Source organism: Serratia sp. JKS000199 (assembly GCF_900215455.1).
GTDB lineage: Bacteria > Pseudomonadota > Gammaproteobacteria > Enterobacterales > Enterobacteriaceae > Serratia > Serratia ureilytica.
Window position 1 is genome coordinate 4,891,893 of the sequence record NZ_LT907843.1, and the last position, 20,534, is coordinate 4,912,426.

General features: G+C 59.3%; 19 protein-coding genes and 1 tRNA gene. 10 read left to right on the plus strand and 10 right to left on the minus strand.

What is annotated here, in order from left to right; all coding sequences use genetic code 11:
* Window positions 1-5: 5 nt before the first annotated feature.
* Both CPH57_RS23145 and CPH57_RS23150 read left to right on the plus strand, forming a co-directional pair.
* Window positions 6-584, plus strand: a complete 579-nt coding sequence (locus CPH57_RS23145; protein WP_047025118.1) for a hypothetical protein — start codon at window positions 6-8, stop codon at window positions 582-584.
* Between the two features lie 62 nt (window positions 585-646).
* Window positions 647-913 carry a hypothetical protein gene (locus tag CPH57_RS23150; protein WP_096242747.1) on the plus strand — a complete coding sequence of 89 codons (267 nt, stop codon included), beginning with the start codon at window positions 647-649 and terminating at the stop codon, window positions 911-913.
* Between the two features lie 47 nt (window positions 914-960).
* On the opposite strand, the gene ridA is transcribed toward CPH57_RS23150, so the two are convergent.
* From ridA to argF, 5 genes are all read right to left on the minus strand, one after another.
* On the minus strand, window positions 961-1,347 hold the full coding sequence (gene ridA, locus CPH57_RS23155; protein WP_004933379.1) for a 2-iminobutanoate/2-iminopropanoate deaminase: 387 nt from the start codon (window positions 1,345-1,347) through the stop codon (window positions 961-963).
* A 159-nt stretch (window positions 1,348-1,506) separates the two neighbouring features.
* A complete protein-coding gene (gene pyrI, locus CPH57_RS23160) occupies window positions 1,507-1,971 on the minus strand; it encodes an aspartate carbamoyltransferase regulatory subunit (RefSeq protein ID WP_033641690.1) in 465 nt (154 codons plus the stop codon).
* A gap of 12 nt (window positions 1,972-1,983) precedes the next feature.
* Window positions 1,984-2,919: an aspartate carbamoyltransferase gene (gene pyrB / locus CPH57_RS23165; protein WP_033641691.1), complete on the minus strand. Its 936-nt coding sequence runs from the start codon at window positions 2,917-2,919 to the stop codon at window positions 1,984-1,986.
* 289 nt (window positions 2,920-3,208) lie between these two features.
* Window positions 3,209-4,777 carry an ABC transporter substrate-binding protein gene (locus CPH57_RS23170; RefSeq protein ID WP_096242748.1) on the minus strand — a complete coding sequence of 523 codons (1,569 nt, stop codon included), beginning with the start codon at window positions 4,775-4,777 and terminating at the stop codon, window positions 3,209-3,211.
* 196 nt (window positions 4,778-4,973) lie between these two features.
* Window positions 4,974-5,993, minus strand: coding sequence for an ornithine carbamoyltransferase (gene argF, locus CPH57_RS23175; RefSeq protein WP_096242749.1), 1,020 nt, complete (start codon window positions 5,991-5,993; stop codon window positions 4,974-4,976).
* A 162-nt stretch (window positions 5,994-6,155) separates the two neighbouring features.
* Between argF and rraB the strand changes: the two genes are divergently transcribed.
* Together rraB and miaE are read left to right on the plus strand one after the other, a co-directional pair.
* Complete coding sequence (rraB, locus tag CPH57_RS23180) at window positions 6,156-6,581, plus strand: ribonuclease E inhibitor RraB (protein WP_004933365.1); 426 nt, start codon at window positions 6,156-6,158, stop codon at window positions 6,579-6,581.
* A 180-nt stretch (window positions 6,582-6,761) separates the two neighbouring features.
* Window positions 6,762-7,526, plus strand: coding sequence for a tRNA isopentenyl-2-thiomethyl-A-37 hydroxylase MiaE (gene miaE, locus CPH57_RS23190; RefSeq protein ID WP_015376459.1), 765 nt, complete (start codon window positions 6,762-6,764; stop codon window positions 7,524-7,526).
* A 15-nt stretch (window positions 7,527-7,541) separates the two neighbouring features.
* Here the strand turns inward: miaE and CPH57_RS23195 are convergent, their stop codons facing one another.
* From CPH57_RS23195 to pepA, 5 genes are all read right to left on the minus strand, one after another.
* Entirely contained in the window at window positions 7,542-9,149 is a 1,608-nt protein-coding gene (locus CPH57_RS23195; protein WP_096242750.1) for a GMC family oxidoreductase, read from the minus strand.
* Between the two features lie 227 nt (window positions 9,150-9,376).
* Entirely contained in the window at window positions 9,377-9,880 is a 504-nt protein-coding gene (locus CPH57_RS23200; RefSeq protein ID WP_033636872.1) for a GNAT family N-acetyltransferase, read from the minus strand.
* A 200-nt stretch (window positions 9,881-10,080) separates the two neighbouring features.
* Complete coding sequence (locus CPH57_RS23205; protein ID WP_096242751.1) at window positions 10,081-12,957, minus strand: valine--tRNA ligase; 2,877 nt, start codon at window positions 12,955-12,957, stop codon at window positions 10,081-10,083.
* Between the two features lie 12 nt (window positions 12,958-12,969).
* Window positions 12,970-13,419 carry a DNA polymerase III subunit chi gene (locus tag CPH57_RS23210; protein ID WP_042783579.1) on the minus strand — a complete coding sequence of 150 codons (450 nt, stop codon included), beginning with the start codon at window positions 13,417-13,419 and terminating at the stop codon, window positions 12,970-12,972.
* A gap of 84 nt (window positions 13,420-13,503) precedes the next feature.
* The gene (gene pepA / locus CPH57_RS23215) at window positions 13,504-15,015 is read right to left on the minus strand and encodes a leucyl aminopeptidase (protein ID WP_004933352.1); all 1,512 of its coding nucleotides are present in this window, start codon (window positions 15,013-15,015) and stop codon (window positions 13,504-13,506) included.
* A 282-nt stretch (window positions 15,016-15,297) separates the two neighbouring features.
* Between pepA and lptF the strand changes: the two genes are divergently transcribed.
* The 6 genes from lptF (at window position 15,298) to CPH57_RS23245 (ending at window position 20,523) form a co-directional block, all read left to right on the plus strand.
* Window positions 15,298-16,392, plus strand: a complete 1,095-nt coding sequence (gene lptF, locus CPH57_RS23220; protein ID WP_033641697.1) for an LPS export ABC transporter permease LptF — start codon at window positions 15,298-15,300, stop codon at window positions 16,390-16,392.
* Window positions 16,392-17,462, plus strand: coding sequence for an LPS export ABC transporter permease LptG (gene lptG / locus CPH57_RS23225; RefSeq protein WP_033641698.1), 1,071 nt, complete (start codon window positions 16,392-16,394; stop codon window positions 17,460-17,462). Before lptF ends, lptG begins: the two co-directional genes overlap by 1 nt.
* 151 nt (window positions 17,463-17,613) lie before the next feature.
* A complete protein-coding gene (locus tag CPH57_RS23230; protein ID WP_096242752.1) occupies window positions 17,614-18,333 on the plus strand; it encodes an autoinducer binding domain-containing protein in 720 nt (239 codons plus the stop codon).
* Between the two features lie 993 nt (window positions 18,334-19,326).
* A tRNA-Leu gene (locus CPH57_RS23235) sits at window positions 19,327-19,411 on the plus strand.
* A gap of 213 nt (window positions 19,412-19,624) precedes the next feature.
* Window positions 19,625-20,146, plus strand: coding sequence for a type IV secretion protein Rhs (locus tag CPH57_RS23240; RefSeq protein ID WP_072626407.1), 522 nt, complete (start codon window positions 19,625-19,627; stop codon window positions 20,144-20,146).
* Entirely contained in the window at window positions 20,143-20,523 is a 381-nt protein-coding gene (locus tag CPH57_RS23245) for a putative T6SS immunity periplasmic lipoprotein (protein ID WP_096242753.1), read from the plus strand. The genes CPH57_RS23240 and CPH57_RS23245 overlap by 4 nt, the downstream gene beginning before the upstream one ends.
* Window positions 20,524-20,534 lie beyond the last annotated feature (11 nt).

Below are 20,534 nucleotides of genomic sequence, written 5' to 3' on the forward strand. Positions count from 1 at the left end.
TGATAATGCCGCAGGTTTTTAATGTCCGATTGATTGGAGAACGCGCACTGGCTGCAACCAATGACCTCTTTGCTGAGGCCGGGTATGGCGTCCGGGTGCAAATGATGAATGCTGAAGATTTTGAGTGGTGCATTGCGTTGGCTCGCCAACAACCTGAAGAGCGCCGTATTCCCTGGGCGTTGAATGGCGCCGCGTTGGACGATCCTGACGGTTTTATGTTTAGTTTTAAGATACAGGGCATCGATGACCGGCCGGCAGGCGCCTGTATCTGCCGATTTTGTCCGGCGGCTGGCGAGCAACTGGCGATGTTAAATATTGAGATGCTGCAAAACTTTCGGATTAGAGACTCGAGCCTTGATGGCAATACGCTGCGTTTTGCGCTCTATGTCGCCGTGCTCTTTATGGTGGATACGGCATGCGCAGGGTTGCGTTTAATATCGCCGATTAATACGGAGTTGGCTGATTATTATATAAATTATCATCAATTTGTTGACCTCACCGGGGGGCTCAAACAGATACTTTATCGAGATGCTGAGGCGCTTTTCCTGTGGTTCCAGGAAGGTTTTTTGCCGCCGGCCTCATAATTGAAGGTGGGTGAAATTTGCGCAATAATGACGAAATGCCGGTAGGGTCACAGGAGGTTCGCATGGTGATAAAGTCAACAAAACGTCAGGTAACACAACCTGCCTCTTATGAGCTGAAGGTGTATAAATTCGGCATGGAAGGTGCAGATGCCGTGAACACCTATACATCTGAACAGATTGACCGCATAACGCCTCGCGGTAAACCGATTACGGCTTCGCGAGAAGAGGTTATCGCCGTTTTAAAACAGGTGGTTAAAAAGGTTAACGCTTCATCCTCTCCAGCAGCGGAAACTTTGGGTTGTGTCCGTCGGCGCCCAGCATTCAAGTAATGTAAAAACGGCCAGTCTGCACTGGCCGTGATGCGTGTGGCCGTCGATTAACGACGCACGGCGATGGCTTCGATTTCGATCTTCACGTCTTTCGGCAGACGCGCCACTTCTACGCAGGAACGGGCCGGGAACGGCGCGCTGTGCTCGGTGAAGAAGGCTTCGTACGCGGCGTTGACGGTGGCGAAGTCGTTCAGGTCTTTCACGAACACGGTGGTTTTCACGATGTCGGCAACGATCAGGCCGGCGGCTTCGACGATCGCTTTGACGTTTTCCAGCGACTGGCGCGCTTGAGCGGCGACGTCGTCGGCGACGGCGCCGGTTTTCGGATCGACCGGGATCTGGCCGGAAGTGATGATCATGCTGCCCAGATCAACGCCCTGCACGTAAGGACCAATGGCTGCCGGGGCGAGTTCAGTGCTGATGTTACGTGACATGTTTTCTCCTGATAAACCCGTTGTCTTTCACGCCGCCGCGCGGTCGGCCGCAGCGTAAAATTCGGTGGGTAGCAACGTGGGTAGAGTGATTTTCAGAGAACCCATTATAGGGCGTCACCGGGAGAATAACAGCGCCATCTCCCGGCGCCCATGCCGGGATTAGTCCGCCTGCAGCACCACCTGATGCTCGAACTCTTTTTCACAGTAGCGGCACTTCAGGTGTACTTCACCGTCGCGCGATTTGACGCTGAAGCTCGACGCCACCGGCTCGCTGCGGCTGATGCAGTTGCCGTTCGGGCAGGTCAGCACGCCGTCGATGTGGTCCGGCAGGCTGAGGGTCAGCTTGCGCACCACTTCATAGTTGTCGATGCGATTCACCGTGGCCTTCGGCGCGTACATCGCCAACTGGTTGGCCTGCTGCTCGGTCAGGAAGGTGTTCTCGATCTTGATCAGATCCTTGCGGCCCAGCTCGTTGGAGGGCAGGTTCAGGCCGATGGTGATGCGCTGGTCGGTGGCGGTCAGCTTGAACAGCGTCAGCAGTTTGAAACCGATCTGCGCCGGAATGTGGTCGATCACCGTGCCGCATTTGATCGCTTCGACTTGCAGTTTGTTGTCGTGAGTCATGGCGGTTCCCCCTTAAAGAGCCAAATCTGCGTTGAGCACCAGCGCCAGCAGCGCCTGGCGGGCGAAGATGCCGTTGCCCGCCTGCTGGAAGTAGTAAGCGTGCGGCGTTTTATCCACGTCGGTGGCGATCTCGTCGATGCGCGGCAGCGGGTGCAGCACCTTGAGATTGGCGCGCGCGCCGGCCAGATCCGCGGCGCGCAGCACGAACTGCGCCTTCACGTTGGCGTACTCGGACGGATCGAGGCGCTCTTTCTGCACCCGGGTCATGTAGAGAATATCCAGCTCCGGCACCACTTCTTCAATGCTGCCGTGCAGGCTGTACTCGATGCCTTTCTCTTCCAGCATTTTCAGGATGTAGGCCGGCATCGCCAGCGCGTCCGGGGCGATGAAGTAGAAGCGGTTGCCTTCGAATTTGGCCAGCGCCTGGGTGAGCGAGTGCACGGTGCGGCCGTACTTCAGGTCGCCGACCATGGCGATGCTGAGGTTGTTCAGGCGGCCCTGGGTTTCCTGGATGGTGAACAGATCCAGCAGGGTCTGGGTCGGGTGCTGGTTGGCGCCGTCGCCGGCGTTGAGCACCGGCACGTTGCCGGAGAACTCCGAGGCCATGCGCGCCGCGCCTTCCTGCGGATGGCGCATCACGATGGCGTCCACGTAGGTGCTGATCACCGAGATGGTGTCGGCCAGGGTTTCGCCTTTTTTGCCGAGCGAGGTGTTGCTGCCGTCGGCGAAACCGACCACCGAGGCGCCGAGGCGGTGCATCGAGGTTTCGAACGACAGGCGGGTACGGGTCGAGGCTTCAAAGAAGCAGCTGGCGATCACCTTGTGTTTCAACAGTTCCGGCTGCGGGTTGGCTTTCAGACCGGCGGCGGTGCGCAGCACCAGCTCCAGATCCTCGCGGCTGAGATCGTTAATAGAGATGATGTGTTTGTGATACAGCGGGTTGGCCATTTTTCACTCCTCCTCGACGCGTGCCCGTGGCGCGGGACTTTTTAAGGCAAAAAAAAGCCCCTCAATGAGGGGCTTGAAACGATCGGTTTAGCAACAGGAGAAACAACGGCAGCTGGCCGCCGATAGGCAGTCGGTTTTGTCGATTGCGGCTAACAAAACAAACGTCGTTTTTCATGCTTTCTCCTGGCAAATTGTGGCGCATTATACTCGCGCTTTTCGCCACTGCAAGCGTTAAAACGCCGTTTTTTGCCGCCCCGCAATCGATTGGCCGGCGATGGCCGCCTGCGGGCTATTTGCTGACGCGATCGTAGTAGACCATGTCGGCGTTCAGCCCCTGCTGGTAGCCTTTGACGTTGTCGCGCAGCACCACTTCGGTTTTGGCCTGATCGATAAACACGTACGGCGAACTGCGCTGCAGCTCCTGCTGCATGGCGGTGTACAGCGCGCGGCGCTTGGCCGGATCGGCTTCGGCCAGTGCCGCCAGCGTCTGCTTATTCAACTGCGGGATCTGCCAGCCGTTCAGCCCGGCCACCGTGCTGCTCTTGCCGTCGTTGTAGGCAAAGGCGCTGGCGTTGGAGTGGGCGTCGAAGTAATCCGGGATCCACAGGCGGATCGCCGCCTGATGCTGCCTGGCGCGCACGCGGGAGTAAACCTGGCTGCCCGCGGCCGGCAGCAGCTCGACCTTCACGCCGGCAGCGGCGAAGCTACCCTGCAGCGCCTGCGCGATGGTGATGAACGGCGGTTTGTTCTCTACGTCCAGCGTAAAGGCGGCGTGGGTGATGCCCGCCTTGGCCAGAATGGCTTTCGCCTTGGCCGGATCGTAGCGGAACGGGTTGGTCTCCAGCGCGCCCGGCAGCCCGACCGGCAGGAAGCTCTGATGCACGAAGTATTGGCCCTTCAGCAGATCCTGGGTGATGCCCTGATAATCCACCAGGTAGCGCGCCGCTTCCCAGAAGGCCGGGTTGTTCAGCAGCGGATTGGCGCCGTTGCCGGTGTTGAACACCAGGTAGTTTTGTTCGGCGGACGGGATCTCCAGCACCTTAACCCCCGGCTGGTTCTTCAGCGTGTCGGTCTGGTCGGCGCCCAGTTCGCGGGCGATATCGGCGTCGCCCTGCTGGACCAGCAGGCGGCGGGTGGCCGGATCCGGCACGTTCTTGATGATGATGTTTTTCAGCTGCGGCTTGTCGCCCGGCGTCGTGGGGTTGGCGTCCAGCACGATCGCCTGATGCGGCTGATAGACGCGCATCTTGAACGGGCCGCTGCCGGCGGAGTGCATTTTCAGCCAGGCGTTGCCGAAGTCGCCGTCTTTGACGTTGGCCAGCGCCGCCTTGCTGTCGACGATCGAGGCGATCGGCGTCGAGAGGATATTCAGCGCCACCGCCGGGCTGACGTCCGCCGTCCAGCGCAGCTGCACGGTATGGTCGTCGATCTTCTTCAACTGCGCGTCGATGTTGTCCGGCTGCCAGCCGAGCACGTTGAGGATGAACGCCGGCGACTTGTTCATTTTCACCGCGCGGCTGTAGGAGAAGATCACGTCGTCGGCGGTCAGCGGGTTGCCGGAGGCGAACGCCGCCTGCGGCCGCAGTTTTACCGTCAGCGTTTTGGCCGCCGCATCGCTCTGCCAGCTTTCTGCCAGCACCGGTGCCACCTTGGCCGGATCGTCGCGATCCGCCTGCACCAAGCGCTGGTACAGGCTGGGCACCGTCTGGATGCTGGAGAGTTCGTTGGCTTCCGCCGGATCGAGGCTGACGATGTCATCCAGCGATTGCACCACCACCAGCGTATTCGGCGGCGTGGCGGCTAACGCGGCGGCGGGCAAGGCGGCGAGAAGGAACAGCGGCAAGAGTTTGGCTTTCATCGGTGTGTATCCCCTGAAGGCGCCGCAGGGCGGCGCTGAGAACGGTTTGTTATCGTTGGTTTTTACGGCGCGGGCGCCGTCGGCCTGTCACGGTAGAACCTTTGCCGGCGGCGGGCAAAGGCCAATGCGCTATTTGATATTCCAGGAATATATTAGCCGCCCTGGCCGGGGGCGCCAGGGCGGAGGGAGAGGCGTGTCAGAGCGTTGCGCTCAGCGTGGCGACCAGCACCGCCTTGATGGTATGCAGCCGGTTTTCCGCCTGATCGAACACCACGCTGTGCGCCGACTCGAACACTTCGTCGGTCACTTCCATGCCGCCGTGCAGATCGTACTGCTGCGCCATCTGCTTGCCGAGCGTGGTTTGATCGTCGTGGAACGCCGGCAGGCAGTGCAGGAACTTCACGTTCGGGTTGCCGGTCAGTTTCAGCATCGCCATGTTGACCTGATACGGCCGCAGCAGCGCGATACGCTCCTGCCAGGTCTCTTTCGGTTCGCCCATCGACACCCACACGTCGGTGTAGAGGAAATCGGCGTCTTGCACCCCTTCGGCGATGTCTTCGGTCAGGGTGAGTTTCGCGCCGGTTTGCTGCGCCAGCGCCTGGCATTCGGCCACCAGCTCCGGCTGTGGCCAACAGGCCTTCGGCGCCACCAGCCGCAGATCCATGCCCGCCAGCGCGGCGGCTTCCAGCAGCGTGTTGCCCATGTTGTTGCGCGCGTCGCCGACGTACGCCAGCTTCACTTCGTTCAGCGCCTTGCCCGGCAGGTGTTCCTGCACGGTGAGCAGATCCGCCAGCAATTGGGTAGGGTGGAACTCGTCGGTCAGGCCGTTCCACACCGGCACGCCGGCGTGTTCCGCCAGGGTTTCCACCAGCGCCTGGCCGTAGCCGCGATACTGAATACCGTCGTACAGGCGGCCCAGCACCCGGGCGGTGTCTTTCATCGACTCTTTATGGCCGATCTGGCTGCCGCTTGGGCCGAGATAGGTCACCTGCGCGCCCTGATCGAATGCGGCAACTTCGAAAGAGCATCGCGTGCGGGTCGAGTCTTTTTCGAAGATGAGCGCAATGTTTTTGCCCTGCAGCCGGCGCTGTTCCTGCCCCAGCTTTTTGGCCTGTTTCAGATCGGCCGCCAGCTTCAGCAGCGCCTGCAGTTCGGCGGGGGTGAAATCCATTAACCTCAGAAAGTGACGTTGGTAGAACGCATTGCCGGTGCTCATAGTCCGATTCCCTGATTGTGTAATTGAATTAAAATTCACTTTATATGTATGAATATTCAATTTCAACCCCGGCGAGGAAATCTTTCACGTTTATCGTGGAAGCAACGTCGGCGGTGTGTGAAAATAGAAGGAATGAAGGCCATTTGACTTGAGGATATAGGCATGGCAAACCGCGAATTGCTGGAAGAACAACGTGAAGAGACCCGCCTGATCATCGAAGAGCTGCTGGAAGACGGCAGCGATCCGGACGCGCTCTACACCATCGAGCACCATCTGTCCGCCGAGAAATTTGAGGTTCTGGAGCAGGCCGCCGTTGAAGCCTTCAAGCTGGGCTACGAAGTGACCGACGCCGAAGAGCTGGAAGTGGAAGACGGTTCGCTGGTGATGTGCTGCGACGTGATCAGCGAAGTCGGCCTGAACGCCGAGCTGATCGACGCCCAGGTAGAACAGCTGGTGGCGCTGGCGGAGCGCTGCGGCGTCAACTACGACGGCTGGGGCACCTACTTCGAAGATCCGAACGGTGAAGACGGTGAGGATGACGAAGACGGCGACTACATTGACGAAGACGACGACGGCAAACGCCACTAATTCCTTTCCTATTAATGCCTGTGGGCCGGCTCTCGCCGGCCCCTGATATCCCCGTCGTCTTTCAAGCTGCAGCGTTGTTGGCTGCACTCTCTCACCCCAGTCACTTACCTGAGTAAGCTCCTGGGGATGAGTGAGCTGGCCGCCTAGCTGCAACTTGAAATACATAGGGCAATGAAGCCGATGACATACCAATCCCTGCTAGCCCCGATTTTAAGCTTCCTGCACTGTGAAACTCCCGACGCCTGGATCGACGCCGCGCGCCGTCCGGAAAACCTGCAGCTGTTGCTGACCGACCACCTGGTGTGCGAGCTGAAAGCCGCGCAGACCGGCATGTGGTTGATCCGCCGCTACGTGGCGGACAAAGAGAGCGGCGACGCGCTGTTGGCGCTGCTGCGGCCCTACGAGGCATTTCTGCACGAAGCGCAGGGCGCGCCCGACACATTGTTCCGTCAGGGCCAGTTCACCCGTAAGATCCTGCCGAAAAATGGCTCGGCCTACGGCCAGGATCTGGCGGATCGCATGGTGCTGCTGATCAAGGAAGAACTGCATCACTTCTCGCAGGTGCTGGAGATCATGCAGGCGCGCGGGATCCCGTATCGTAAGATCACCGCCAGCCGCTATGCCAAGGGTATGATCCGCGAGATCCGCACCCACGATCCGGCGACGCTGATCGACAAACTGATCTGCGGCGCCTACATCGAAGCGCGATCCTGCGAGCGCTTCGCCAAACTGGCGCCGCACCTGGACGATGAGCTGAACCGCTTTTACGTCTCGCTGCTGCGATCCGAAGCGCGCCACTATCAGGACTACTTGACGCTGGCGGAACAGATCGCCGGCGGCGACATCAGCGAACGGGTGGCGCATTTCGGCCGCCTCGAAGCTGAACTGATCCTGTCGCCGGACAGCGAGCTGCGTTTCCACAGCGGCGTGCCCGCCGCCGCCTGACGTTGAGGCGCGCCCTTACTGCGGCGCGCCCAGCAACAGATCCACCGCCTTTTCCGCCAGCATAATGGTCGGCGCATTGGTATTGCCGCTGGTGAGCTGCGGCATCACTGAGCAGTCGATCACCCGCAGCCGTTCAAAACCGTGCACCCGCAGCTGCGGATCGGTCACCGCGTCCTGCGGCGACGGCCCCATGCGGCAGCTGCCCACCGGGTGATACACCGTCTTGCAGAAGTTGCGCACAAAGGCTTCCAGCTGTGCGTCGTCGCGCGTCCACTCCGGCTGCGGCATCAGCAGATCTTTGATCAGCGGTTTCAGCGCCGCGGTTTGCAGGAAGCCCAGGCCGAACTTCACCGCGCGCACGCTACCGGCCAGATCGTCCGGGTGGCCGAGGTAGTTAGCGTGCAGCTTGACCGGATCGCGCGGGTTGCTGCTGCGCAGCAGCACTTCGCCGCGCGCCTTCGGTTGCAGATAGCCGACCTTGAGCGTGAAGCCGTGAATGTTCGGCAGCGGCTCGCCGGGCACGTCGTCCCAGCTGTCCAGCAGCGGCAGAAAGTGGATCTGCACGTCCGGCCGGCCGTCGCCCCGGCTGTCGGTGAAGGCGGCGCCTTCCAGCACGTTGGATGAGAGCACCCCGCTGCGAAACGCCAGCCACTGCGCGCCGTGGCTCAGCGCCTGCAGGCCGCGATCGGCGCCGAACAGGCTGATCGGCTCGCGGGTGCTGACGTTGATCGACATGTGCAGGTGGTCGTGGAAGTTTTTACCCACCGGCAGATCCGCCCGCACCTCGATGCCCAGCTGCTGCAGGTGGTCGCGCGGGCCGATGCCGGACAGCATCAGCAGCTTCGGCGAACCGACCGCGCCGGCGCTGACGATCACCTCTTTGGTGGCGCGCGCGGTCACTTCCGCGCCGCCGTTCTGGCTGTAGACCACGCCGGTGGCGACGTTGCCCTCGAAGGTCAGCCGGTGCGCCAGGGCGTTCAGTTTCACCACCAGCCGCCGTTCGTCGCGCACCGCCTTCAGGTAGGTGCGGGCGGTGCTGGCGCGCTCGCCGTTGCGGGTGGTGGTTTGGTAGAAACCGACGCCGTGCTGGCTGTCGCCGTTGAAGTCGTTGCGATAGGGCAGGTTCAGCTCCTGGCCGGCGCGGATAAACGCCATGCTGAGCGGGTGGCGATAGCGGTTTTCGCTGACCGGCAGCAGCCCGTCGGCGCCGTGGTAGTCGTCGGACAGGCTTTCGTTGGCCTCGGCGCGTTTGAAGTAGGGCAGCACCTCCCGGTAGCTCCAGCCGGCGCAGCCATAGCGCTCGGCCCAGTCGTCGTAATCTTGCGGCTGGCCGCGCAGGTAGATCATGCCGTTGACCGAACTGCTGCCGCCCAGCACTTTGCCCTGCGCGATCTGCATGCGGCGGTTGTTGGCGTGCGGTTCCGGTTCCGTTTCGTAGGGCCAGCTCTTTTTGGCGATGATCTTGGCCACGCCGGCCGGCATCTTGATAAACAGGTTATTGTCGTCGCCGCCGGCTTCCAGCAGCAGCACCCGCGCCTGGGTGCGGCGGATCAGCTGCGCCGCCAGCACGCAGCCGGCGGAACCGGCGCCGACGATAATGTAATCAAAGGTGTTTTCCGACATGACAGCTCTCCGTGCGCGATTGGGATACTGGCAGAGTAGCGCGGAGGAGCAAGCGGTCAATTTACGATCGTTAATTTATTAACGAACTTCACATTAAATTTACATCGCGGTTTTTAACGTCAGTTTATCTGCTTGAAAAACGGCGTTATAGCGAGTTTTACTGATTGATTGCGATATTAATAAAAAAGGCGCAGCAAGCTGCACCCTGATGAAGAGGCGGGGGGCGATTACAGCGTTTTCAGCATGGTGACTTCGCAATCGACGTGGCCGGTGGCGCCCATCGCGTGGTCGATGTGTTCAAAGCCCAGGTGTTCGTACAGCGCGACGGCCTGCGTCAGGCTGGCGGTGGTCTCGAGGTAACAACAGCGGAAGCCGTGCCGGCGGGCGAAATCCAGCGCCTGCAGCGCCAGGCGTTTCGCCAATCCCTTGCCGCGCAATACCGGCAGGAAATACATCTTCTGCAATTCGCAAATATCGTCTGCGCCGCCCTGCAGCGGCGCGATGCCGCCGCCGCCGGCGACCTGGCCGTCCACCTCGATCACCCAGTAAGCGCTGCGCGGCAGGCTGTAGAGCTGATACAGGGCGTCCAGATTGGGATCGGAGACGGTATAGCCTTTATCCGCCGTCAGGCCGTGCTCGGCGGAGACTTCGCGAATGACGTGAGCAATGGCGGCATTGTCTTCCGCCGTGATGGGGCGCACCAGCAGGCGCGCCGGGGTTGCTGTTGTCATGTTTACACTCGCCATTGAAAGAGACCACGTTCGTTTTTCGTTTTTATCGCAGCACGAAACGCGCCGGGGATTATTTCCCGGCGGCGTCCCTGCAGCAGTAATATCTTGTAATAACATCTAACCCGGCCCGGATGCAACGGCGATAAAAAAACAGCGGGGAAGACCCCGCTGTTTTTCAGGCGTTGGCGTGAGCCGGTGGATTACAGCGCAGCGATGGTCGCCTGCTGTTCCTGCAGCTTCACTTTGCCTTCTTTGCAGGCCGCCAGACGATCGCGTTCTTTGGCGACCACCGCCTCCGGCGCGCGCGCCACGAAGCCTTCGTTCGCCAGCTTGCCTTCGATCGAAGCGATTTCCGCATCCAGTTTACCCATCTCTTTGGCCAGACGCGCGATCTCGGCGTCCTTGTCGATGAAGCCGGCCATCGGGATCAGCAACTCGGCGCCGTCCACCAGCTTGGTGACGGAGACCGGGCCTTTCTCTCCGGCCGGCAGCAGCGCGATGGATTCCAGGCGCGCCAGACGGGCGATAAAGCTTTGGTTCTCCTGCACGCGGCGCTGGGCGTCGGCGCTGCAGTTGCGCAGCAGCACGTCGAGCGTTTTGCTAGGCGCGATGTTCATCTCGGCGCGGATGTTGCGCACGGCGATGATGGTTTGCTTGATCCACTCCAGATCGTTCAGCGCCTGCTCGTCTTCCAGCGCGGCGTCGTAGGCCGGGAACGGCTGCAGCATGATGGTGTCTGCGGTCGTGCCGGTCAGCGGCTTCACGCGCTGCCAGATGGTTTCGGTGATGAATGGAATGATCGGGTGCGCCAGGCGCAGCAGCGCTTCCAGCACGGTAATCAGCGTGTGGCGGGTGCCGCGCTGTTCCGCTTCGCTGCCGTTGCTCACCACCGGCTTGGTCAGCTCCAGATACCAGTCGCAGAACTGGTTCCAGGTGAATTCGTACAGGATGTTGGCCGCCAGATCGAAGCGGTAGGTGTCCAGCGCTTCGCGGTAGGCTTTCACCGTGCGGTTGAATTCGGCCAGGATCCAGCGATCCGCCAGCGACAGCACTTTCTCGCCGCCGTTGAAGCCGCAGTCGTGCGCTTCGGTGTTCATCAGCACGAAGCGGCTGGCGTTCCACAGCTTGTTACAGAAGTTGCGGTAGCCTTCCAGGCGCTTCATGTCCCAGTTGATGTCGCGGCCGGTCGATGCCAGCGCCGCCAGGGTGAAGCGCAGGGCGTCGGTGCCGTGCGGCTCGATGCCGTTCGGGAATTGCTTCTCGGTGCGCTTGCGGATTTTCTCCGCCAGCTGCGGCTGCATCATGTTGCCGGTGCGTTTTTCCAGCAGATCTTCCAGCGAGATGCCGTCGACCATGTCCAGCGGATCGATCACGTTGCCTTTGGACTTGGACATCTTCTGGCCTTCGTCGTCGCGGATAAGACCGGTCATGTAGACGGTCTTGAACGGCACCTGCGGCTTGCCGTTTTCATCCTTGATGAAGTGCATGGTCAGCATGATCATGCGCGCGATCCAGAAGAAGATGATGTCGAAGCCGCTGACCATCACGCTGGTCGGGTGGAAGGTTTTCAGCGCCTCGGTCTGCTCCGGCCAGCCCAGGGTAGAGAAGGTCCACAGGCCGGACGAGAACCAGGTGTCCAGCACGTCTTCGTCCTGGGTCAGCACCACGTCGGCGCCCAGGTTGTTCTCGCTGCGCACTTCTTCTTCGCTGCGGCCCACGTAGACTTTGCCGTTCACGTCGTACCAGGCCGGGATGCGGTGGCCCCACCACAGCTGACGCGAGATGCACCAGTCCTGGATGTCGCGCATCCAGCTGAAGTACATGTTTTCGTACTGCTTCGGTACGAACTGGATGTCGCCCTGTTCGACCGCTTCCACCGCCACTTTGGCCAGCGGCGCGGTGCGCACGTACCATTGGTCGGTCAGCATCGGTTCGATCACCACGCCGCCGCGGTCGCCGTAAGGCACCGTCAGGTCGTGCGGTTTGACCTCGTCCAGCAGGCCCAGATTATCGAAGGCGGCAACCACCGCTTTCCGCGCCGCGAAACGCTCCAGGCCGCGGAACTCGGCCGGGATTTCGCTGCAGTAGTCGGTGCAGACTTCGCCCAGGGTGTTGAACACTTCCGCTTCCTGACGGATGTCGCCGTCGAAAGTCAGAATGTTGATCATCGGCAGGCCGTGGCGTTTGCCGACTTCGTAGTCGTTGAAATCGTGCGCCGGGGTGATCTTCACGCAGCCGGTGCCTTTTTCCATATCGGCGTGTTCGTCGCCGACGATGCGGATGCGGCGGCCGACCAGCGGCAGAATGATCTCTTTGCCGATCAGGTCTTTATAGCGCGGATCTTCCGGGTTGACCGCCACGCCGGTATCGCCCAGCACGGTTTCCGGACGGGTGGTGGCGACCACCAGGTAGTCTTTGCCCTCGGCGGTTTTCGCGCCGTCGGCCAGCGGGTAGCGCAGGTGCCACATGGAGCCTTTGGATTCGCGGTTTTCCACTTCCAGATCGGAGATGGCGGTGCGCAGCTTCGGATCCCAGTTCACCAGGCGCTTGCCGCGGTAGATCAGGTCTTCTTTGTGCAGACGGACAAACACTTCGCGCACCGCGTTCGACAGGCCTTCGTCCATGGTGAAGCGCTCGCGCTCCCAGTCCACGGAGTTGCCCAGACGGCGCATCTGGCGGGTGATGGTGCCGCCGGATTCCGCCTTCCACTGCCAGATTTTGTCGATGAACGCGTCACGGCCGTAGTCGTGGCGGGTTTTGCCTTCTTCCGCGGCGATCTTGCGCTCCACCACCATCTGGGTGGCGATGCCGGCGTGGTCGGTGCCCGCCTGCCACAGGGTGTTTTTACCCTGCATGCGCTGATAGCGAATCATGGTGTCCATGATGGTCTGCTGGAACGCGTGGCCCATGTGCAGACTGCCGGTGACGTTCGGCGGCGGGATCATGATGCAGAAGCTTTCCTGGCTGGTGTCGCCGTTCGGCTTGAAGTAACCCTGACTCTCCCAGTGATCGTACAGCTTCTGTTCGATCTGTTTTGGGTCGTATGCGGTGTCGAGCTGACTGTTTGTCTTTTCCATTCTTTATCGTATTCAGTGAGTTGGCGGCGTAGCCGTGGTCAAATGGAAGCCGACGCTGCGATAGGCCTTGTAGCGGTCGCGCGCCAACTGTTTCAGAGTGTCTTCGTAAGGAACGAAGTCTACCACTTCATGGAAAGCGGTAGCAAAATCGGCAAACTGCGGCAGCAGGGCGATCAGCAGATCGCGCGGGGCGTTGCCGCGCTTGCCGGGCCAGCACAGTTCCACCGGCGCGCCGTAGTGCGGCCCTTCGCCGGCCAGGTTGTGCGGCACGAATTCATGCGGCTCGCGCTGCCACAGCGCTTCGTCCAGCCGCTGGGCCTGCTCCTGACTCTCGCAGGCGATCAGCACCCGCTTGCCGGCGCGGAAGCCGCTGGCGGCAACGGCGCAGGCCACGGCCTCATGGGCGCTGAGCGCGCCTGACGGTTCCGCGTTGTCGAGCAAATAAAACGTCGCCTGTTTCATTAAGGATCCACCGCTGCCGATAAAAAAATGTAGGGGCACAGCATGCTGTGCCCCTTGGGATTATACCTGAATTACCGCTCAGATTTAATCGTCGCCGTTCAGGCCTGCGCGGTTGAGCAAGAACTGAGACAGCAGCGCCACCGGGCGGCCGGTCGCGCCCTTGGCTTTACCAGAGCGCCAGGCGGTGCCGGCGATGTCCAGGTGCGCCCAGGTGTACTTGCGGGTGAAGCGCGACAGGAAGCAGGCGGCGGTGATGGCGCCGCCAGGGCGGCCACCGATGTTCGCCATGTCGGCGAAGTTGGAGTCCAGCTGCTCGTAGTACTCGTCGGCCATCGGCAGGCGCCAGGCGCGGTCGCCGGCCTGCTCGGAAGCGCCCAGCAGCTCGTGCGCCAGCGGGTTGTGGTTCGACATCAGGCCGGTGATGTGGTGGCCCAAGGCGATCACGCAGGCGCCGGTCAGGGTGGCGATGTCGATCACCAGCTCCGGCTCGAAGCGCTCGACGTAGGTCAGGGTGTCGCACAGCACCAGGCGGCCTTCGGCGTCGGTGTTCAGCACCTCGACGGTCTGGCCGGACATGGTGGTCAGCACGTCGCCCGGACGATACGCCCGGCCGCCCGGCATGTTTTCACAGCCGGCCAGCACGCCGATCACGTTCAGCGGCAGGTTCAGCTCCGCCACCACGCGCATCACGCCGTACACGGTCGCCGCGCCGCACATGTCGTATTTCATCTCGTCCATGCCGTCGGCCGGTTTGATCGAGATGCCGCCGGAGTCGAAGGTCAGCCCTTTGCCTACCAGCACGATCGGCTTAGCGTCCGGATTTGGGTTGCCCTTATATTCCATCACCGACATCAATGATTCGTTCTGCGAACCGGCGCCGACCGCCAGATAGGCGTTCATGCCCAGCTCTTTCATCTGCTGTTCGCCGATGACGCGGGTGGTGATGTTAGTGCTGAAGGCGTCCGCCAGTTGGCGGGCCTGCGAGGCCAGGTAGCCGGCGTTACAGATGTTCGGCGGCATGTTGCCGAGATCTTTGGCCGCCTTGATGCCGGAAGCCACCGCCAGGCCGTGCTGGATGGCGCGCTCGCCGCTGGTGAGCTCACGGCGGGTCGGCACGTTGAACACCATTTTGCGCAGCGGACGACGCGGCTCCACCTTGTTGCTTTTCAGCTGATCGAAGGTGTAGAGCGTCTCTTTGGCGGTTTCCACCGCCTGACGCACTTTCCAGTAGGTGTTGCGGCCTTTCACGTGCAGTTCGGTCAGGAAGCAGACCGCTTCCATCGAGCCGGTGTCGTTGAGGGTATTGATGGTTTTCTGGATCACCTGCTTGTATTGGCGCTCATCGAGCTCGCGCTCTTTGCCGCAGCCGATCAGCAGGATGCGCTCGGAGAGAATGTTGGGCACATGGTGCAGTAGCAGCGTCTGCCCGACCTTGCCTTCCAGTTCGCCACGGCGCAGCAATGCGCTGATATAACCATCACTGATTTTGTCGAGTTGTTCTGCGATAGGGGACAGGCGGCGCGGTTCGAAAACGCCGACTACAATACAGGCACTGCGCTGTTTTTCCGGGCTACCGCTTTTTACACTGAACTCCATGCACTCTCCTGAATCTTAAAGACAAAGGCGGACGCTACGGCTAGAATAACCGACTCCGTAACGATCTCCTGCCATTTGAGTTAACGGATTATGTTAACCTGAACGGCATAAATTGCTCTGTTTTGGCGACTATAAGCAAGTTCCTATAGGACACCCAAACGGCTTGATGTTGTAATACTATTTTAGCTGTGAAGGTTGCCATATGATGAGAATAAATGGCGGATTAACGATGAAATTATCGATTTTCCTGCAAAAAGACAAGTTTTCACAGGCGTAATAAGCGTGATCATCATAAGATATCTGGTACGGGAAACGCTCAAGAGCCAAATCGCCATCCTGTTCATCCTGCTTCTGATCTTCTTTTGTCAGAATTTGGTCAGGGTGTTGGGCGACGCGGTGGACGGCAATATCCCGACAAACTTAGTACTCTCTCTGCTCGCGTTGGGCGTGCCGAAAATGGCGCAGCTCATCCTGCCTTTGAGCCTGTTTCTCGGCTTGCTGATGACGCTTGGGCGGTTGTATACCGAGAGCGAAATCACCGTCATGCACGCCTGCGGGCTGGGCAAACGCACCCTGATTATCGCCGCCATGATCCTGGCGTTGCTCACTTCTGCGATCGCGGCGGTGAACGTATTTTGGGCCGGCCCCTGGGCCTCGCGCTATCAGGACGTGGTGGTGAACGAAGCCAAGGCCAACCCGAGCATCGCCGGGCTGGCGGAAGGGCAGTTCAAACCCTCGCAGGACGGCAACGCGGTGCTGTTTATCGGCAACGTGAAGGGCAGCACCTTCAACGACGTGTTCCTGGCGCAGCTGCGGCCGAACGGCAACCAACGCCCGTCGGTGGTGGTGGCTGAGCACGGTAACATCGTGCAGCAGAAAGACGGCTCGCAGGTGGTGACGCTCGACAAGGGCACCCGCTTTGAAGGCACCGCGCTGCTGCGCGACTTCCGCATTACCGACTTCACCGACTACAAGGCGGTGATTGGCCACCGCACCGTGGCGGCGGACAACACCGAATCCGAACAGATGTCGATGCAGACGCTGTGGGAATCCGACGATCCGGACGCGCGCGCCGAATTCCACTGGCGCCTGACGTTGGTGGTGTCGGTGGCGCTGATGGCGCTGCTGGTGGTGCCGCTCAGCGTGGTGAACCCGCGCCAGGGCCGCGTGCTGAGCATGCTGCCGGCCATCCTGCTGTACCTGATCTTCTTCCTGCTGCAGACCTCGCTGCGTTCCAACGCCGGCAAAGGCAAGCTGGATCCGATGCTGTGGCTGTGGCTGGTTAACGGCGTTTACTTCGCGCTGGCGCTGGCGCTGAACCTGTGGGATACCGTGCCGATGCGCAAGCTGCGCGCACGCCTGAGAGGAGCGGCCTGATGTTTGGCGTATTAGACCGTTATATCGGTAAAACGATTTTCAACACCATCATCATGACGCTGTTCATGCTGGTGTCGCTGTCCGGCATCATCAAGTTCGTCGATCAGCTGCGCAAGGTCGGCCAGGGCGAATACACCGCGCTGAGCGCCGGCATGTACACCCTGCTGAGCGTGCCGAAAGACATCGAGATCTTCTTCCCGATGGCGGCGCTGCTCGGCGCGCTGCTCGGCCTGGGCCAGCTCGCGACGCGCAGCGAACTGGTGGTGATGCAGGCTTCCGGCTTCACCCGCCTGCAGATCGCCGGCTCGGTGATGAAAACCGCCATTCCGCTGGTGCTGCTGACCATGGCGATCGGTGAGTGGGTGGCGCCGCAGGGCGAGCAGATGGCGCGCAACTACCGCGCCCAGCAGATGTACGGCGGCTCGCTGCTCTCCACCAAGAGCGGGCTGTGGGCGAAGGACGGCAACGACTTCATCTACATCGAGCGCGTCTCCGGCGATAAAGAACTCTCCGGCGTGAATATCTACCACTTCAACGATCAGCGTCGCCTGGAGACGGTGCGCTATGCCGCCACCGCCAGCTTCGAGAACGGCCTGTGGCAGCTTTCGCAGGTGGACACCTCGGATCTGACCAACCCGAAACAGGTGACCGGCACCCAGACGCTGACCGGCGAATGGAAAACCAACCTGACCCCGGACAAGCTGGGCGTGGTGGCGCTGGATTCGGATTCGCTCTCCATCAGCGGGCTGCACAACTACGTGAAGTACCTGAAGCAGAGCGGCCAGGAATCCAACAAATACCAGCTCAACATGTGGCGAAAAATCTTCTCGCCGCTGTCGGTGGCGGTGATGATGCTGATGGCGCTGTCGTTCATCTTCGGCCCGCTGCGCAGCGTGCCGATGGGCATCCGCGTGGTGACCGGCATCAGCTTCGGCTTCCTGTTCTACGTGCTGGATCAGATCTTCGGCCCGCTGAGCATGGTTTACAGCATGCCGCCGGTGCTGGGGGCGCTGCTGCCGAGCATGCTGTTCCTGCTGATCAGCGTGTATATGCTGCTCAAACGCAAGTAGCGGGGCGATCGGTATGGGAAAAGGCGTGGCTGCGGGGCCGCGCCTTTTTTGTGGGTGCTGTATGCCCCCGGTGAACCACTCCCCCGACCTGTCGCTTTTCGGCGTGCTATAGTCAACCCTGCGGCATGCGGATAGAGGGAGCGGGCAGTCAATGGAAGACGAATACAATCTCAGCAATATCATCGGCAAGCGCCTGGAAGCGGCGTTGGGGGAGTTGGGCGAGCTCCTGTGGGCGTATGTGGTGTTATCCAAAAAAGACATTTCCTGTATTTTTGGCGTCACCAACTACCCGACTGAATGGGTCAACAAGTATCAAGAGCAGGGGTTGCAGTACATTGATCCGGTGGTGATTACCGCCCGCAACCGCCTGACCCCCTTCGCCTGGGACGAGCAAATCATGGCGGACGCAGGGCTGCATTTTCCCGAACTGTTCGAGCAGGCCCGCGAGTTTGGCGTGACGCACGGCTATACCTTCGTATTGCACGATTACAACAACAATCTCGTCACGCTTTCCTTTGCCTTCAGCGCAGAACAGAAAGCGGAAATCGTCCCGGCGCTCATCGAACGTAAAGGTGAAATCTCGGTATTGCTGGCCTCAATCCATGAGTCGTATCTGGCGCTGGCCCCGCCGTCAGATAAAAACGCCGCAGCGCTGGAGGGCAACGCCCGCTTTACCGACAGGGAAAACGAAATCCTCTATTGGGCCAGCGTGGGTAAAACCTACCAGGAAACGGCGATGATCCTGGGCATAAAGACCGGCACCATCAAGTACCATATGTCCAACGTCGTCAAAAAGTTGGGGGTCACGAATGCCCGACATGCCGTGCGCCTGGGGATGGAGCTGCGGCTGATTAAACCGGTGGATGGATAGGCTGCTCGCTCACGGCAGCTTTCGAACCGGGAAATGACGGGCGTTAATCGGTATTGAGTGGGCAGCGTGGCGGCTTACGAGAGGGAAGCAATACAGCACCGGCCCCGATTTCTACGATGTGAAATAATAACCTGCATGAACTGATAAAGGTCTAGTAAGGGACTGTACTTTAGTCTAACTAGTTTCTCACCCCTTAAGGCGATACACTTTCCCGGTAATGTTTTGATAAAAAATATAAAAAAAAACCTGACCGCGTAGGTCAGGCTGCCAATATTGGCCAACACCAGGGAAAATTTTCTTACATCATCTTAAAGCTATTAACTCTGCAGAGGCAAGTGTTCTCTGCTGGTTTTTACGCCTTGAGTTGCTATTTTGTTACGTATGTACGCTATTTCCTGGTGATTTTAGATAACCCCCCCATCTAACCGAAATAGCGTCTCTCCCCTGAAGGCAGCATTCCGCTTCTTTATTTCCCATCTGATATTCATTAATGAAAAATAGTGTTCTTGGAATGTTGCGCAACCTCATTCTTTATTCGCTGACACATTGGCGTGCAATTATTTGCAGCATTGCCATTACGGCTGGGGATTATTTTGTTTTTGCCAGGCGCAGGGTGAGACAGTGGCGATGGGGGAGGCGGGTTGCGGCCTGCGGCGTGCCGGGCTCCTGAACCTGTTTCGCCAGTTGGGCGAGCGGTTCTGGTTCGTGGGAGTGAATGACGTTCGGCACAGGAGCCATCATTGCTCTGTGCAACGATGCTGAAACCTAGGATCGGATGGTATTGCGTGAGTGTGGCGCCTTATCCTGGATGCTCGTTGCAATGCAGTATGCTCATCATCAATGTGGTTGGGAGGGGTGCACAGCGAGAGGATGGGGCGGGCAAACGCGCGTGGCGGCGGTTTTTTCGACACTTAACTCATTGAACAACGGATAAGTGTTGCGTGCTGGTCGCGGGAAGGTATAATTCACCCGTTTTCCGCATACTACTTCAGTGCCGAAGTGGCGAAATCGGTAGACGCAGTTGATTCAAAATCAACCGTAGAGATACGTGCCGGTTCGAGTCCGGCCTTCGGCACCATTAAGTACCGCGCGAACAAGAAGCCACCGAAAGGTGGTTTTTTTGTGCCTGGAATCTGCCCGCCGCCTCTAGCTGCCCACTTTACTCTGTATTGACGCATTTCTCATCCCCGTAAAAACCGGATCTTCCTGATGCTTTCCTAAGGCCTATCTGATTGACCTTAAAGGTTAAAATGACGTTTCATTAGACTCTTTCGCATCAAGGAGTTCCAGGATGGAGCCGCAACAGGAAGGGATCACGCGGGCGTTAACGCCGGGCGAAGTCAATCTGGCGCGTTCGGTGTTTGGCAGCACCATTTTCTATCAGAGTGTGTTGGTTCACTGCGACAGCTACCTGCCGTTTGGGCTACAGAATCAGTACACGGCGATGAGCCCGAATGGGGAATTGTATTTTCGCAGGGCTTTATACCGACCTGATTTTACGGTGCATCATTTGGCACAGCACCTGTTTATCCACGAGATGGCACATGTTTGGCAGCATCAAAGAGGCATGTGGGTGCGTACCCGTGGGCTTCTCAGTTGGGCGGTGAGCTATCAATATCGGCTCGATCGGTTGCTGTTGCGTGAGTATAGTATGGAACAGCAAGCATCGATAATTGCAGACTATTTCTATCTCAAGAAGTTTGGCGTTAGCGATTTTATCGGTTTATACGGTAGGAATTACTCAGGGATAGTAGACAGAAGTACATTGTCAAAATTTCAACCCATAATCAGAAGCGCAGGGCTGCCACTATGAAAAAACTCCTCTTACTCTTTATTCCTCTTTTTATCTCTGGTTGCCCTATGGGGGATAAAGTCAATTTACGCCCGGCAAAAGCAACGACTGTCGGTAGCAAGATCTGCGTTTTTGTCGATAAGAATGACATGGAAAAAGAGGAGTCCATTCTCACGGTAGCCATATGGAAGTATGGCAATGATAATTATGTCTATGAACAGTCATATGCAAACACGCCTGTTGCATTGGAACCTGGGAAGTGTGTTCCTGGCATCGATGGGTATGATTTTATCCCTGGTGAAGGGTACAGTGTTATTGTCAGTACGCCTCTGCATCCTTATGAGGCCGGGTTTATCGTGTGGAAACGGGGTGAGGAGGTTATGTTGGAGCCGTATTAGGTTTTAATATG